Below are 13,734 nucleotides of genomic sequence, written 5' to 3' on the forward strand. Positions count from 1 at the left end.
CAGGCCCCGCAGGATCGCTGTCGACGATTAGGCACAGAACTAATCAGCTAGAGTGGGGCCGTGATCACGATCAGGCTGAACGCTGAGGACGTGGGCCGGATCCGGTTCGCACTGTCGCCGGTCTGGGAGGCCGTCACCAGTGTGCGGGCGCTGAGCAACAACACGGCGCGGAGCGTGCACGGGCCGTGGCTGCAGAAGGTCCGGCCGATCATCGAGGGCCCGGACCTGATGTTGCTCAGGGCATTGATCCCGCCGGTCGGCTATATCCCGGACTTCATCACGCCGGCACCGCCGCGCCGGTCGACCAGCCTGGAGTCCGGCCTGGCCGCGATCGCCGCCACCCCGCACCACCTCGTGGTGGACGAGCTCGGCAAGCTGCACCACGACACTCCCCATCCGCTGCTGCCGGATCTGATCGCGCACCCGGGCAAGGCACTGGACGTGATCACCTCGGCGCTGGAGACGTACTGGCGGCGCGCGATCGAGCCGGACTGGCGACGGATGCGCGCGCTGCTGCAGGAGGATCTGGCCTTCCGGCTGGATGAGCTGGCCAGTGGCGGCATCGAGCGGCTGTTCCGGAACCTGCATCCGTCGGTGCGGTTCACCGGCGATCAGATCGTGGTCGATCGACCGTTCTGCTGCGACGGCGAGCCGATGGCCGGGCAAGGTGTGCTGCTCGTGCCGTGCGTGTTCACCTGGCCGGCGGGGCTGGCGGTGACCGCGGCGCCGCACGTGCCGACGATCACCTACCCGCCGCGCGGCCTCGGCCGGCTGTGGGAGGACCGGCAGGACACCACCGACTCACCGCTCGCGGATCTCGTCGGGCGGACGCGGGCCGCGATCGTGAGTCACCTGGATCTGCCGATGTCGACGACGCATCTGGCGCACCAACTCGGGGTGTCGGCGCCGACGTTGAGCGTGCACCTGAGCATCCTGCGCAACGCGGGCGTGGTCGACTCCCGCCGCGACGGTCGTGCGGTGCTCTACTACCGCACGACCCTAGGCACGCAGTTGCTGACCGCGTCGACTCCCCTGGCCACGACTGCCTAGCCGAAGCTCGGCGGATCGACCTGGACCCGGACCGATCCCGGATTCTTCTTGGCGCTCCGGGTGGACTGGGCTTCCTTCAGCGCGCGGACCAGGGCTGTCCCGTGAGTGCGGGGAGTTCGCACGACGGCTCGGACGGTTTCGTCGTCGACGTCTACCGGGCCGAGGACCTCCAAGCCGGTCTGCGCGGGCAGGAGGTCGCGGACGCGGGCGATGAGGTCGGCGACGGACTCCGAGGGCCCGGTCAGCTCGGCCAGCTTGGCGGCCGGGGCCAGGCGCGCGGCACGACGTTCCTCGATCTCGCGGGTCGCGTAACCCTCGGGACTCCACCGGACAACCGCTTGCAACGGCAGGGCGGACGGATCGCCGACGAGGATGACCGTGCCCGACGGGCGAACCAATGCGGCCGCGTTGAACCACCGGCGGACCGCCTCCTCAGGCGCACGCAGGTCCGGGCGGGCGAGCATCAACCACGTGTCGAGCAGCAGCGCCGCACTGTAGCCACCTTCGGCGACCGGCTCGGCGCCCGGTGTGCTGACGATCAACGCCGGCTTGTCCGGTACGACGTCGAGCATGTTGTCGCCCCCCGACGTACGGACGACGAGGCCGGGAAACGCCCGCCCCAGCTCCTCCGCCGTACGACGAGCTCCAACGACCGCCGCACGCATCCGGGTGTCACCGCACTCCGGGCAGCGGTGATCCGTCGCCGGCCGGCCGCAGACACTGCAGCTCGGAGGCCCCGATCCACCAGTACGACGCAACGTCCCGCCACACGTCGAGCATCGCGAGGGCGCCCGGCAGGTCTGACACACCAGGCTCGGCAGGTACCCGGCGCGCGGCACCTGCACCAGCACCGGCCCCGACCGTAGTCCCTCACGCGCGATCTCGAACGCCCGCTTCGGCAACCGCGCCGCCCGAGCCGCCGGGTCACGCGCCAAGTCCGTGTCCGACTCGCCCGCGATGTGCAGCGCCGGAGCCGCGGCCCTGATCACCGACCGGTCCGCGATCAGCTCGTTCGCGAACCCGGACTCGACCAGTGCGGCCGCCTCCGGGGACCGCGCGAATCCGCCGAGCAACACCGCACACTTCTGCCGGAAAGCCCTGAGCAGCAATACCTCCCGGGCATGCGGGTACGGCGCCCGCGGCTCGGCGTACGAATCGTCGCCGTCGTCCCACAACGCGACCAGCCCGAGATTCGCCACCGGCGCGAAAGCAGCCGCCCGCGTCCCGATCACCACCCGCGTACATCCCCGCAGCGCCGCGAGAAACGCCCGGTACCGAGCCGTTGGCCCGAGGTCCGCCGACAGCGTGACGAAGCCGGTCTCCCCCAGCACAGCCGCACACGCCGCGGCCAACCGCTCGAGGTCACGCGCGTCCGGCACCAGCAGCAACGCACCCCGACCGGACGCCGCACACACCGCCGCCGCCTGCGCGAACGCGAGCGCCCAATCAGCCCCCGGTACGGCGGTCCAGATCGCACGCGGCGACTCCGAACGTGCAACCGCATCCAGGAAACCAGCCGGGTACGCCGACCACTCGGAGCGCGACGTGGACAGCGGAGGCGGCGTGGGCTGGGTGCAGCGGAGCGGCTCGCCCTCGACCTTCGCGTGCCGGGGCGGGACCGCCAGCCGGGTGACGTCCGCGAGCACTCCGGCGTACCGGTCGGCGACCGCGCGGCACAGGTCGGCGATCTCCGGCGTGAGCACCTGCTCAGGCGAGACGACCTTGCGGATCCGGGCCAGCTTGCCGTCGTGGTCGGAGGATTCGAGGCGATCCAGGACGAAGCCGTCCAGGTCCTTGCCGGCGAAGCGGACCTTCACCCGCGCACCGGGCTGGGCGGCGTCGGCCAGGTCGTCAGGTACGAGGTAGTCGAAGGGCCGGTCGAGGTGCGGGAACGAGACGTCGACCGCGATCCGGGCGACCGGCAGCGTCGCCGTGATGCCGGTGGGCTCCTTGGTCCGCGACTTGCGAACGGTGTCCCGCAGCAGCGTGAGCTGCTCCGGCGAGTCCCCGTTCGATGTCACCGGGAAACTCTAGTCCGCCGTGACGACAGTGCGTGGGACGCGGCGACCCGGCTGTGGACAACTGCCACAGCCGGGTCGTCGGATGGTGCGGCGTTACCCGTTGATGGCCGCCTTCAGTGCCTCGACGCGGTCGGTCCGCTCCCAGGTGAAGTCCTCGCCGGTGCGGCCGAAGTGGCCGTTGCGCGCGGTCTGGGCGTAGATCGGCCGGAGCAGGTCCAGGTCGCGGATGATGGCGGCCGGACGCAGGTCGAACACCTCGCGCACCGCGTCGGCGATCTTGTCCACCGGCACCTTCTCGGTCCCGAAGGTGTCGACGTAGAAGCCCACCGGCGCGGCCTTGCCGATCGCGTACGCGACCTGGCACTCGACCCGGTCGGCCAGCCCGGCGGCGACGATGTTCTTCGCCACCCAGCGCATCGCGTACGCCGCCGACCGGTCCACCTTGGACGGGTCCTTGCCGGAGAACGCGCCACCACCGTGCCGCGCCATGCCGCCGTAGGTGTCGATGATGATCTTCCGCCCGGTCAGCCCGGCGTCGCCCATCGGGCCGCCGACCTCGAACCGGCCGGTCGGGTTCACCAGCAGCTTGTAGCCGGTCGAGTCGATGTCGAACTGCTCGAGCACCGGGTCGACCACGTGCTTCTTGATGTCCGGCGTCAGCATCGAGTCCAGGCTGATGTCGGACGCGTGCTGGCTGGACACCACCACGGTGTCGACGCGGACCGCCTTGTCACCGTCGTACTCGATGGTGACCTGGGTCTTGCCGTCCGGCCGCAGGTAGGCCAGCGTGCCGTTCTTGCGGACCTCGGACAGCCGCTCGGACAGCCGGTGCGCGATCGTGATCGGCAACGGCATCAGCTCGGGCGTCTCGTTCGACGCGTAGCCGAACATCAGTCCCTGGTCGCCCGCCCCCTGCAGGTCCAGCTCGTCCTTCGACGCGTCCGACCGCGTCTCGTACGCCGTGTCGACACCCTGCGCGATATCCGGCGACTGGCTCCCGATGGCGACCTGCACCCCACAGGACGCGCCGTCGAAACCCTTCAGCGACGAGTCGTAGCCGATCTCGAGGATGCGCGACCGCACGATCCCCGGGATGTCGACGTACGCCGTCGTGGTGACCTCACCCGCGACCACGACCAGACCCGTGGTGATCAGGGTCTCGACCGCCACGCGGCTCTTCGGGTCCTCGGCCAGCAACGCATCGAGGATGGAGTCGCTGATCTGGTCAGCGATCTTGTCCGGGTGACCCTCGGTCACGGACTCGGACGTGAAAAGGCGCCTCGCCACAGTTCTCCCTCGAATCCTCTTGTGCCGCGCGGCGTGTCACGGCCGCGCGATCCCCCCATGCACCGGCGGTTGGCGATGCATCTTGGGAAGTATGCCAGCAGTTTCCCCCGGAGTCCCGGTGACGCTCCGAAATCATCCGGAATGCGAGATTCGCGACCATATTGTGGGACACCGTGCCGGATTCAGGCGTGCGGACCTACCGTGACGTCGCCCACGGTGAGCGACGGGGTGCAGGCCAGGATCGCCGCCAAACGATCCACCTCGGCGTCCAGCAGGCGGCGCCGGCGGCGGTTCAGCGGCGTGATCGCCTCGACGGTCACGTGCAGAGTGCGGCCGGCCTTCTTCTGGTGCCAGACACCGGCGACGATGCCGTCGACCAGGAGCAGCGGGTAGTTGCCGGCCTGACCGCGCGCGGTGGCCCTGGTGAAGGCCTTGCCGGGGAAGAGGAGTTCCCTCGGGAAGCTGCCGACGCCGTACGCATCGAAATACGGAACGAGCCGAACGCCCTCCGCCTTCTCGTCGGAGAAGTCGTCGTCGCCGGGTGCGAGCCACGCGGTCTGGCCGGCCAGCTCGACCTGCGGCAGGTTGTCGAAGTACGGCTTGACGAAGGTCGGCGTGGTCTTGAGCCAGCGGGCGAACTGCTGCGGCGTGGCCGGGCCGTAGGCATAGAGGTAGCGGTGCAGGAGTTCGGTGAGCGCTCTCTCACTGGGCAGCGGTTCGAACGGCTTGAAGCGGTGCGGGTTCGAGTACGTCGTACTCCGGCCGCGGTTCGGTCCGTAGCAGAGGACACCGGCGTTGGCGGCATCCGAGATCGCCTGACGCCAGCGCGGCCAGTACCCCTGGAACGCGGGCATGACCAAATCACCAGCCCACGACCCGGTCCGCCGAATGACTTCCTCGCTGAGCTCGTCGACGGTGAGGTCGTCCTCGGCCAGCGCGACGCCGACCGCGGCGATCACCTCAGCAGTCTGCTCCGGCGTCATCCGCATCGGCTCAGGCCCGAGCCCACGTGCGGGCAGAGCCGACAGCGCGCCGGTCCACAGCGGCAGGTCGTCGAGTGGCAGCAGGTGCACCGTCCCACGCGGTCCGAAGGTCTTCACCAAGCCATCTGCTTGCTGCACGGTCTCGCGCGTCGCATCCGCGACCCGGAGCGCCACCGACAGCTCCCCCGCCGCCAGGATCTGCGCATGCGCCCCACACATCGCCCGTACGCCGTCAACCGGCGTCGCAGCGGGCTCCGTGAGGTAGTGCCGCCGCATCCGCTGGGCAACAACGGCCTGCCATGTGATCTCCATTTCCCCGACCCTAACCACAGAAACGGACAACTCCTGTCCTAACCACGGCATCCCCCTCACACCCCGCAACCCTCCACGTCGGGCCACGAGCCATCCCCTCCTCCTGCCGCGCCGCCTCCCGGGCACCCAGCCGTCGGTTCGCCGATGCGGCCGAGGGCGGTGCGGCGCGGCCATTTGGGAGGAGAACCCTTCATATTGCCCCTTCTCCCTGCGGTATCCGGAAGGAGAAGGGGCAAGGTCAGGGGTTAACCCGAGGAAGGGCGTCAGGCAGCGCGTTGTGATCGGGTGAAGGCTTGGTGGATTCGGGCCAGGAGACGATCGGGCCGGTTGAAATCCGTCCAATCGGATCGAACGACCTGCAGGCCGAGCGCTCGTAGCCGGTCCTCGCGGATCTTCTCCTGCACCAGTACATCGGCGGAAGCATCGCCGTACTTCGCTCTCCCGTCGAACTCCACCACGGTGTGAAACTCCGGGAAGTAGAAGTCGACCCGAGCCACGAACCCGTTGGCATCGTGGAACTCGTATTGCAGGACCGGCGCCGGCAGTCCGTGATTGTTCAGAAGAACCCGGAGGCGTGACTCTCCGACCGACTCCGACCGAGCGTCGCTGAAGCCGAGTGCAGTGCGAACCGTCGCACTGCCGGGCCAGAACTCGGTGACATCGAGAAGTCGGACAATGTCATCCGCGCTGATCAAGCGATCACGCAATGCCGCGTCGAAGCTCACCACCGCCACCTCGAAGGACGTCGTACAGGCTGTCTCGAAGACGGCCCGAGCGACGGAGGTTGCCGTCAGCCCCTCGACCTCGGTGAGGTCGGACTCAGCCAGCTTGCCGACGTGGTGACGTACGCCAGCGACGGTGCCACCGGTCAGGTCGTCCAGCCGCGTGACGTGCACCTGCAGCAGATCGAGCCCCCACAGCGGCAGGCCGTGCAGCGCCAGAGCCGACTGATGACTGACCGCGATGGCGCTGCGCCGCCATGAGTTCACGACGGCATGGACCATGCGGCGATGCTCCTGCAGGATACGAACCCAGGGCTCTAGTGCACTCAGATCCTGCTGCTCGGCGTACTGCCCGTGCCGGATCCGGACCCAGCGACCGTCGTCTAGGCGCGACCGGACCTGTTTCGCCGTGTAGCCGCCGGAGATGGCCTGCTGACGACTGAACACACCGCCTTGCTGCTCGGCCAGTAGCTTCAACTTGGGGTTCACCCGCTCAAGCATCACGGTTCCGGGCACCCCACAGGCCGTCAACCCATCAACCTGTGGATATCCATTTCAGGGGTTCACCCGTCAAATCGCGGGTTCTCCCCTTGCATGCGCATGGCGAACGGGCGAGGTCAGGGGTTCACCCCTGAAATGGCCGCCAGGTGAGCTGGGTGCGCTGACCGAGCCGGTGTGGGCGGTGGTGGTGGGGTGGCGGTGGATGGCTGTGGTGGTCAGTCGGCCAAAGAGGCTAGTGCCAGTGGGCGGCGACCAGGTTCCAGATGACGCCGGCCAGGGCGTCCTTCGAACCGGAGGGGACCGGGAGGGCGCTGCCTTCGCGGTCGAGGATGACGGCCTCGTTCAGGTCGCTGCCGAAAACCTTGCCGCCGGAGACGTCGTTCACGACCAGCAGGTCGCAGCCCTTGCGCTCGAGCTTGGCGCGGCCGAGCTCCAGCACGCTGTGCTCCGCGTCGCCGGTCTCCGCGGCGAAGCCGACGATCACCTGCTCGGCGCGGGCGCGGTCGTGCGAGACGGTCTGCAGGATGTCCGGGTTCTGCACCAGGTTGACCGCGGGCACCGAGCCGTCGGCGGTCTTCTTGATCTTGTGCTCGGCGACGTCGGCCGGGCGGAAGTCGGCCGGGGCCGCCGCCATCACGATCGCGTCCGCGTCACCCGCGCGGCCGGTGATCTCGTCGTACAGGTCGCGGGTGCTGGTCACCGGGACGACCTGCACGCCGGCCGGGTCGGGCAGCTCGGAGTTCGCCGCGACCAGCGTCACCTTGGCGCCGCGGGCGGCCGCGATCCGGGCCAGCGCGTACCCCTGCTTACCGGACGAGGAGTTGCCGAGGTAGCGGACCGGGTCGAGGTGTTCACGGGTCCCGCCGGCGCTGATCAGGACGTGCTTGCCGGTCAGGTCGGCGACCGACTGACCGGCGGCGCGGGCCGCCTCGTCGGCAAGCATGAGCTGGCTGATCGCGAAGATCTCGGACGGCTCCGGCAAGCGTCCACGACCGGTGTCGGCGCCGGTGAGCCGGCCGACCGCCGGGTCGAGCACAGTGATCCCGCGGGACCGCAGGGTCTCCACGTTCGCCTGCGTCGCCGGGTGCTCCCACATCTCGGTGTGCATCGCGGCCGCGAACAGGATCGGGCAGCGGGCGGTCAGGAGCGTGTTGGTGAGCAGGTCGTCGGCCAGGCCGTGCGCGGCCTTGGCGATCAGGTTGGCAGTCGCCGGAGCAACCACGACGAGCTCGGCCGCCTTGCCGATCCGGACGTGCGGGACCTCTTCCACGTTGTCGAAGGGGTCAGCGGTCACCGGCTGCCCGGACAGCGCCGCCCAGGTCGCCGCCCCGACGAACTCGAGCGCGGCCGCCGTCGGCACCACCCGCACGCTGTGCCCGGACTCGGTCAGCCGCCGCAGCAGATCACAGACCTTGTACGCCGCGATGCCGCCACCGACGCCCAGGACGACGTTCGGCCGAGCCTTCGCGGGAACCACAGAAGCCCCCGGGCCAGGAACGGCCTCGGGGGTCTGGTCACCGGTTGCGGACATCAGCTGGGACTCCGTTCCCGGTCGGTGTGAACGCTACTCGGACTTCTCCGCGGCAGCGGCTTCCGCCTCAGCCTCGGGGTCGATGTCCGTGCAGGTCAGCACGCCCTCGTTGATCTCGCGCATCGCGATCGACAGCGGCTTCTCCTGCACGTGCGTCTCGACCAGCGGCCCGACGTACTCCAGCAGGCCTTCGCCGAGCTGGGAGTAGTAAGCGTTGATCTGCCGCGCCCGCTTGGCCGAGTACAGCACCAGCTTGTACTTGGAGTCGGTGCGGGTGAGCAGGTCGTCGATCGGCGGAGAGGTGATGCCGATGGCGACGGGCTGGTTGTTGCCAGACAAGGTCAGCTCTTTCCAGAGATGGAGGGTGATCGAATCAACTTTACCAACTGATCAGCGGCTTCCCGAACCGACGCGTTCACGATCGTCACGTCGAACTCCTTCTCGGCGGCCAGCTCGAGCGTCGCGGTCTCCAGCCGGCGCTCCCGCTCCTCGGCCGTCTCGGTGCCCCGGCCGACCAGCCGGCGGACCAATTCGTCCCAGCTCGGCGGGGCCAGGAAGACGAACTGCGCCTCCGGCATCGTCTCGCGGACCTGGCGGGCGCCCTGCAGGTCGATCTCCAGCAGCGCGGGCCGGCCCTCGGCGAGCTTGTCGAGCACCGGCTGCTTCGGCGTGCCGTACCGGGCCGCCTTGTGGACGACGGCCCACTCCAGCAGCTCGCCGTCGGCGATCATCCGGTCGAACTCGTCGTCGGACACGAACAGGTAGTGCACACCGTGCACCTCGGCCGGCCGCGGCTTGCGGGTCGTCGCCGACACCGAGATCCAGATGTCGCCGAACCGCTCGCGGATCTCCGCCGCGACCGTACCCTTCCCCACCGCCGTCGGGCCGGCCAGCACAGTCAGCCGCGCGGGCGGACCACCGGCGGCCGTGGGTCCTCCTGTCGCCGGCTCGTTCGTCGTGTTCTTCGCGTGCGTGGTCATCGTCACACCAGTGTCCAACGAGCCGGTCAGGATTTCGGTTTGGCTCACTCGGCGAATTCGCGCTCGAGCGCGGCAATCTGGTTCGAACCGAGGCCGCGCACCCGCCGCGTCTCCGAGATTCCCGCCCGCTCCATGATCTGCTGGGCGCGGACCTTGCCGACGCCGGGGATGCACTGCAGCAGCGCACTGACCCGCATCTTGCCGATCACGTCGTTCTTCTGCCCCTCGTGGAGCACCTCCGTCGGAGACGCTCCCGAATGCCGGATCCGATTCTTGATCTCGGCTCGCTCACGCCGCGCCGCCGCGGCCTTGTCCAGAGCCGCCGCTCGCTGCTCCGGGGTCAAAGTAGGAAGTGGCACCGTCTCACCTGTCCCGTTGTATGGCTTCGCAAGGGAACCTAACACGGGTACGGGCGGCACAAGCCCCCAGCGCGGCGATGAGGCCGAACCCGGCCCCGGAACCTGCCCGGATCGACCCCGCCAGGCCCGGTTCGGCGCTCATTCAAGCGCTCATTCAAGCGCTCAATCCAGCGCTTAGTTGAGCGCGGGGACGTCGACCTTGCAGGAGTCCTTGGCGTGCGTGGTGATGGCCTTGTACGCCGTCATCACACCGCCGGTCTCCTTGCTCAGCTGAGCCAGCTCGACCCGGTCCGAGCCGGCCTTCTTCGCCTTCTCGGCGAACGCCACCACGACTGCCCAATCGTCCTTCACGCCGTCCGGCGCGGACTCCTGCAGCTTCTTCGCGTCGTCGAGGATCTTCACGTAGTCGGCCGGCTTCTGCGGGTCGACGTTCACCGCGCTCGCGGCGTACTTGGCCAGGTCCACGCAGTAGGCCTGCTCATCGGTGCAGGCCGTCAATGTCGCGGCACCGGCGATCACGGTCAGGGCGAGGGCGAGTGTGCGCTTCATCGGTCCGACACTACCGGTGGTCACCACATGATCCGAAACGAATACATTCCGCAACCTTTGTCACGGGAAATCCTGCGAGAGCGGCGGGGACGGCCGCCGCCCTGGCCGGTCAGCCTTCGAGGTCGACCTTGCAGGTGTCCTTGGCCTGCTTGGTGATCGCGTCCATGGCCGGCTTGATCTTGTCGCCGTCGTTCTTCGCGAGCTCGGTCAGCTTGCCCGTGTCGCCCTTGGCGTCGACCGCCTTCTCGGCGTAGTCGATGACGACCTTCCAGTCGTCCTTCAGGTCGTCCGGCGCCGCCTTCGACACCGACTTCGCCTGGTCGAGCATCTTGCCGGTCGCGTCGGAGTCCTTGATGTCGAGGTTCTTCGCCGCGTCGGCATAGTTCTTCAGCTCGCCGCAGTAGTCGCCGCCCGAGCAGGCCGTCAGCATGCCGACGCCCATGGTCACTGCCGCCGCGATGGCCGCCACCTTACGCAATTCGGTTCCTTACTGTGTCGCGCGGGAAGACCGTCGCTCCCCGTCCGCCGACACCTTTCCGAACCGCGGGGTCACGAGCCCGCCGGGCACGCCGTGAACAACATCGCACGCCCCGACTGGAACCAGCCTGTGATCTGCCGCGTCCTTCGAGCTCACTTGAGGTACGGCGTCCGCCCTGCCACCGAACGAGATCGCGGCCGCGTTGGCGGACACGATCACCCCGATCGCCAGCCAGTCGAGCGGACCGAGGTGCTGGTCGAGGACGACGAGCCCGACGAGCGCCGCGAGTACCGGGTTGACGCTCATGAACACCCCGAAGAACTGCGCCGTCACCCGGCGCAGGGTGAGCAGGTCGACCAGGAACGGGACCGCCGACGACAGCACCCCCGCGACCAACGCGTACGACGCGGCCGCGAGCGTCGGCGGATGGTGCCAGAGCATGATCACACCGATCGGGATGTAGACGAGCCCGGACACCCCCGCGGCGGCGGCCGAACCCGTTGCCCCCGGCAACTCCCGGCCGACCACCCGGTTGAGCAGGATGTAGCAGGCCCAGCAGACCGCGGCCAGCAGCCCGAGCCCCACGCCCAGGTAGTCAGTCGTCGCCTGCGGCCGGGTCAGCAGCACCACCGCCGGTGCGGCCGCGAGCGCACACAACAGATCGAGCACCCGTCGCGATGCCAGCAACGCAACCGCCAGCGGGCCGAGGAACTCCAGCGTGACCGCCAGCCCCAGCCCGACCCGATCGATCGCCGTGTACAGCGACACGTTCATGACCGCGAACACGCCCGCCAGCCCCAGCACCGGCCGCCACTGCCGGGCCGTGATGGATCGCAGCCGCGGCCGCCCGACCGCGAGCAGCACCGCGCCCGCCACCCACTGCCTGATCGCCACCACGCCCACCGGCCCGATCACCGGGAACGCCAGCGCCGCGACCGAAGCACCCACCTGCGTCGAGAGTCCACTCCCGAGCATCATCACCATGCCGGCCAACCGGTCTCGCCTCATGCTCAGAGGGTCCGGTCCACGGTCGGCTGCACAAAATGCATCGAAGGCGTCATCTATACGCTGGAGTCATGGATATCCGGCAGTTGCGGTGCCTCGTGGGGATCGTGGACGCGGGGACGTTCACCGACGCGGCGATCGAGCTCGGGATCTCACAGGCCGCGGTCTCGCGGAACCTGCTCGCGTTGGAGCGGGAGCTCGGCGTACAGCTCCTGCATCGGACCAGCCGGTCAGTGACGCCCACCAGCGCCGGCGTTCGGGTCCTGGCGCGAGCGCGGCACATCCTGGCCGAGGTCGACGAACTGGTGACCGAGGCGACCAGCGGACACACGCGGTTGCGGATCGGGCATGCATGGTCGGCGCTGGGATCGCACACGACGGAGTTCCAACGGCGGTGGGCCGCCGAGCATCCGGGCATCGAACTGCAGTTCGTCCGGACGAATACGGCAACTGGTGGCCTGGCGGAAGGGCTGTGCGACCTCGCGGTCGTGAGGTCGCACCTCGACCTCAAGCGGTTCGCCCACGTCCTCCTCACCCAGGAGCAGCGGTACGGCGTTCTGCCCGCCGACGACCCACTGGCCCGGAAGCGGACGCTGACCCTCGCGCAGCTCCAGGACCACACGCTCGTGATCGACCGCCGGACCGGAAGCACCACGATCGACCTGTGGCCCGAGAACGCGCGTCCGCGGATCGAGTACACCCATGACGTCGACGACTGGCTGGCCGCGATCGCGTCCGGCCGCTGCATCGGGCTGACCCCGCAGGCCACCACGACGCAGTACCGGCGCGACGGCGTCGTCTACCGGCCGATCCGCGACGCACCGCCGGTGGACGTCCACCTCATCTGGAACCGCCAGGACCGGCACCCGGCGACCCAGACGGCCGTCGACCTGCTCACCGAGCTGTATCGAACACCGCGAGCAGCTGCCCACGCAACCGGGCGGGCCACATGATCTCCCTGAGCTGGTCGATCCCGCCGACCGGCCAGCGCTCAGCGATCTCCCGCACCGCCGGGTCCTTGATCTCAGCGGCGAGTGGGCCGACGTAGTCACCCCAGACCACCTTGAACGGCCGTCCACACATCTGCTCGATCCCGAGCTCCACCGCCGGCGTGATCTGCAACGAGTTGTAGATGCGTCCGATCTCCTCGTACGCCGTCATCAACGCGGCCTCGCGGTCCTGCCATGACTCCGCCCGCAGCACGGTCCGCAGGATCGGCGCCAGCGACGGACCACAGGACAACCGGGAGAACGCCGTACCGAACCATTTGGGGTACGGCGCGTACTTGCGCTCCAGTAGGAAGCACAAGTGCATCAGCTCCCGCACGAGCCGCGCGCCGATCAACCCCGACCCGAGCTCGTCACCCACGAACCCGGTCCGCCCCACCAGGTTGACCTCCGGATGAACCCGCCACCACCCGGCGATCAACAAGTACAGCCAGACATCACGCGGGTAATAGGCGAACCTTTCCCGCACCTCGGCCAGCCCGACCTCGTCGTGGAACACCGCGCCGGCGGTGACCGTGGACAGGTTCTGTTCGGAGAATGTCAGCCAGTCCCGGGCAGTGATCTCCTGGCCGAGGTCGAAATTCAGTTCCTGCTGGAAATACCCGGACAGCGTGTACACGCCGAATTCGGTGTCATGATCCGCGAACCGCGCCGGCACCTTCTGCCGCAGCGCCTCGGTCACGGCGTCCGCGTGGCGCACGTGGTCCTCGTCGCGCAGGAACAGCTGTACGCGCGGCTCCCAGTTGTGATCGGACGACATCGCATCGTCGTACCCCAGGACCTCAGATCCCCGGCCGAGCAACGCCGCGCTGTGCGGCAACCCCGGGAAGGCGGCGTCGAGCACCGGCCGCACCGCTTCGGAATAGAACCGCCGGCTCATCTCCTGGCCGGACACGAAATCAGTAGGCATGCCAATGACGGTCGCACGGCAAAGCCGCAGAATTCAAGA

14 protein-coding genes are annotated in these 13,734 nt (G+C 68.8%); 2 read left to right on the forward strand and 12 right to left on the reverse strand.

Going from position 1 to position 13,734, the window contains the following annotated elements; genetic code table 11:
- Nucleotides 1-60 precede the first annotated feature (60 nt).
- A complete protein-coding gene (locus ACZ3HV_RS23150) occupies nt 61-1,050 on the forward strand; it encodes an ArsR/SmtB family transcription factor (RefSeq protein WP_465687055.1) in 990 nt (329 codons plus the stop codon).
- On the opposite strand, the gene ACZ3HV_RS23155 is transcribed toward ACZ3HV_RS23150, so the two are convergent.
- The 11 genes from ACZ3HV_RS23155 to ACZ3HV_RS23205 form a co-directional block, all read right to left on the reverse strand.
- Nucleotides 1,047-3,071 carry a primosomal protein N' gene (locus ACZ3HV_RS23155; protein WP_465687056.1) on the reverse strand — a complete coding sequence of 675 codons (2,025 nt, stop codon included), beginning with the start codon at nt 3,069-3,071 and terminating at the stop codon, nt 1,047-1,049. The genes ACZ3HV_RS23150 and ACZ3HV_RS23155 overlap by 4 nt on opposite strands.
- Nucleotides 3,072-3,164: 93 nt before the next feature.
- Nucleotides 3,165-4,358, reverse strand: a complete 1,194-nt coding sequence (gene metK, locus ACZ3HV_RS23160) for a methionine adenosyltransferase (protein ID WP_360375298.1) — start codon at nt 4,356-4,358, stop codon at nt 3,165-3,167.
- Nucleotides 4,359-4,540: 182 nt separating this feature from the next.
- Complete coding sequence (locus ACZ3HV_RS23165) at nt 4,541-5,653, reverse strand: winged helix DNA-binding domain-containing protein (RefSeq protein ID WP_465687057.1); 1,113 nt, start codon at nt 5,651-5,653, stop codon at nt 4,541-4,543.
- Nucleotides 5,654-5,916: 263 nt separating this feature from the next.
- On the reverse strand, nt 5,917-6,864 hold the full coding sequence (locus tag ACZ3HV_RS23170; RefSeq protein WP_465687058.1) for a type IV toxin-antitoxin system AbiEi family antitoxin domain-containing protein: 948 nt from the start codon (nt 6,862-6,864) through the stop codon (nt 5,917-5,919).
- Nucleotides 6,865-7,108: 244 nt separating this feature from the next.
- Nucleotides 7,109-8,407 carry a bifunctional phosphopantothenoylcysteine decarboxylase/phosphopantothenate--cysteine ligase CoaBC gene (coaBC, locus tag ACZ3HV_RS23175; RefSeq protein ID WP_465687059.1) on the reverse strand — a complete coding sequence of 433 codons (1,299 nt, stop codon included), beginning with the start codon at nt 8,405-8,407 and terminating at the stop codon, nt 7,109-7,111.
- A 33-nt stretch (nt 8,408-8,440) separates the two neighbouring features.
- Nucleotides 8,441-8,746: a DNA-directed RNA polymerase subunit omega gene (rpoZ, locus tag ACZ3HV_RS23180; protein WP_360375292.1), complete on the reverse strand. Its 306-nt coding sequence runs from the start codon at nt 8,744-8,746 to the stop codon at nt 8,441-8,443.
- Between the two features lie 2 nt (nt 8,747-8,748).
- Nucleotides 8,749-9,435: a guanylate kinase gene (gene gmk, locus ACZ3HV_RS23185; RefSeq protein ID WP_360375290.1), complete on the reverse strand. Its 687-nt coding sequence runs from the start codon at nt 9,433-9,435 to the stop codon at nt 8,749-8,751.
- Nucleotides 9,432-9,746 (reverse strand): integration host factor, actinobacterial type, encoded by a 315-nt coding sequence (gene mihF, locus ACZ3HV_RS23190; RefSeq protein ID WP_360375288.1) that lies wholly within the window; start codon nt 9,744-9,746, stop codon nt 9,432-9,434. Before mihF ends, gmk begins: the two co-directional genes overlap by 4 nt.
- Before the next feature lie 174 nt (nt 9,747-9,920).
- The gene (locus tag ACZ3HV_RS23195; protein ID WP_360375286.1) at nt 9,921-10,295 is read right to left on the reverse strand and encodes a hypothetical protein; all 375 of its coding nucleotides are present in this window, start codon (nt 10,293-10,295) and stop codon (nt 9,921-9,923) included.
- 109 nt (nt 10,296-10,404) lie between these two features.
- On the reverse strand, nt 10,405-10,764 hold the full coding sequence (locus tag ACZ3HV_RS23200; RefSeq protein WP_465687136.1) for a hypothetical protein: 360 nt from the start codon (nt 10,762-10,764) through the stop codon (nt 10,405-10,407).
- A gap of 18 nt (nt 10,765-10,782) precedes the next feature.
- Nucleotides 10,783-11,781 (reverse strand): EamA family transporter, encoded by a 999-nt coding sequence (locus tag ACZ3HV_RS23205; RefSeq protein ID WP_465687060.1) that lies wholly within the window; start codon nt 11,779-11,781, stop codon nt 10,783-10,785.
- A 68-nt stretch (nt 11,782-11,849) separates the two neighbouring features.
- Between ACZ3HV_RS23205 and ACZ3HV_RS23210 the strand changes: the two genes are divergently transcribed.
- Nucleotides 11,850-12,731, forward strand: a complete 882-nt coding sequence (locus ACZ3HV_RS23210) for a LysR family transcriptional regulator (protein WP_465687061.1) — start codon at nt 11,850-11,852, stop codon at nt 12,729-12,731.
- Here ACZ3HV_RS23210 and ACZ3HV_RS23215 read toward each other — a convergent pair.
- Entirely contained in the window at nt 12,673-13,695 is a 1,023-nt protein-coding gene (locus tag ACZ3HV_RS23215) for a DUF4037 domain-containing protein (RefSeq protein ID WP_465687062.1), read from the reverse strand. The genes ACZ3HV_RS23210 and ACZ3HV_RS23215 overlap by 59 nt on opposite strands.
- Nucleotides 13,696-13,734 lie beyond the last annotated feature (39 nt).

It is taken from the genome of Kribbella sp. NPDC020701, assembly GCF_055562215.1.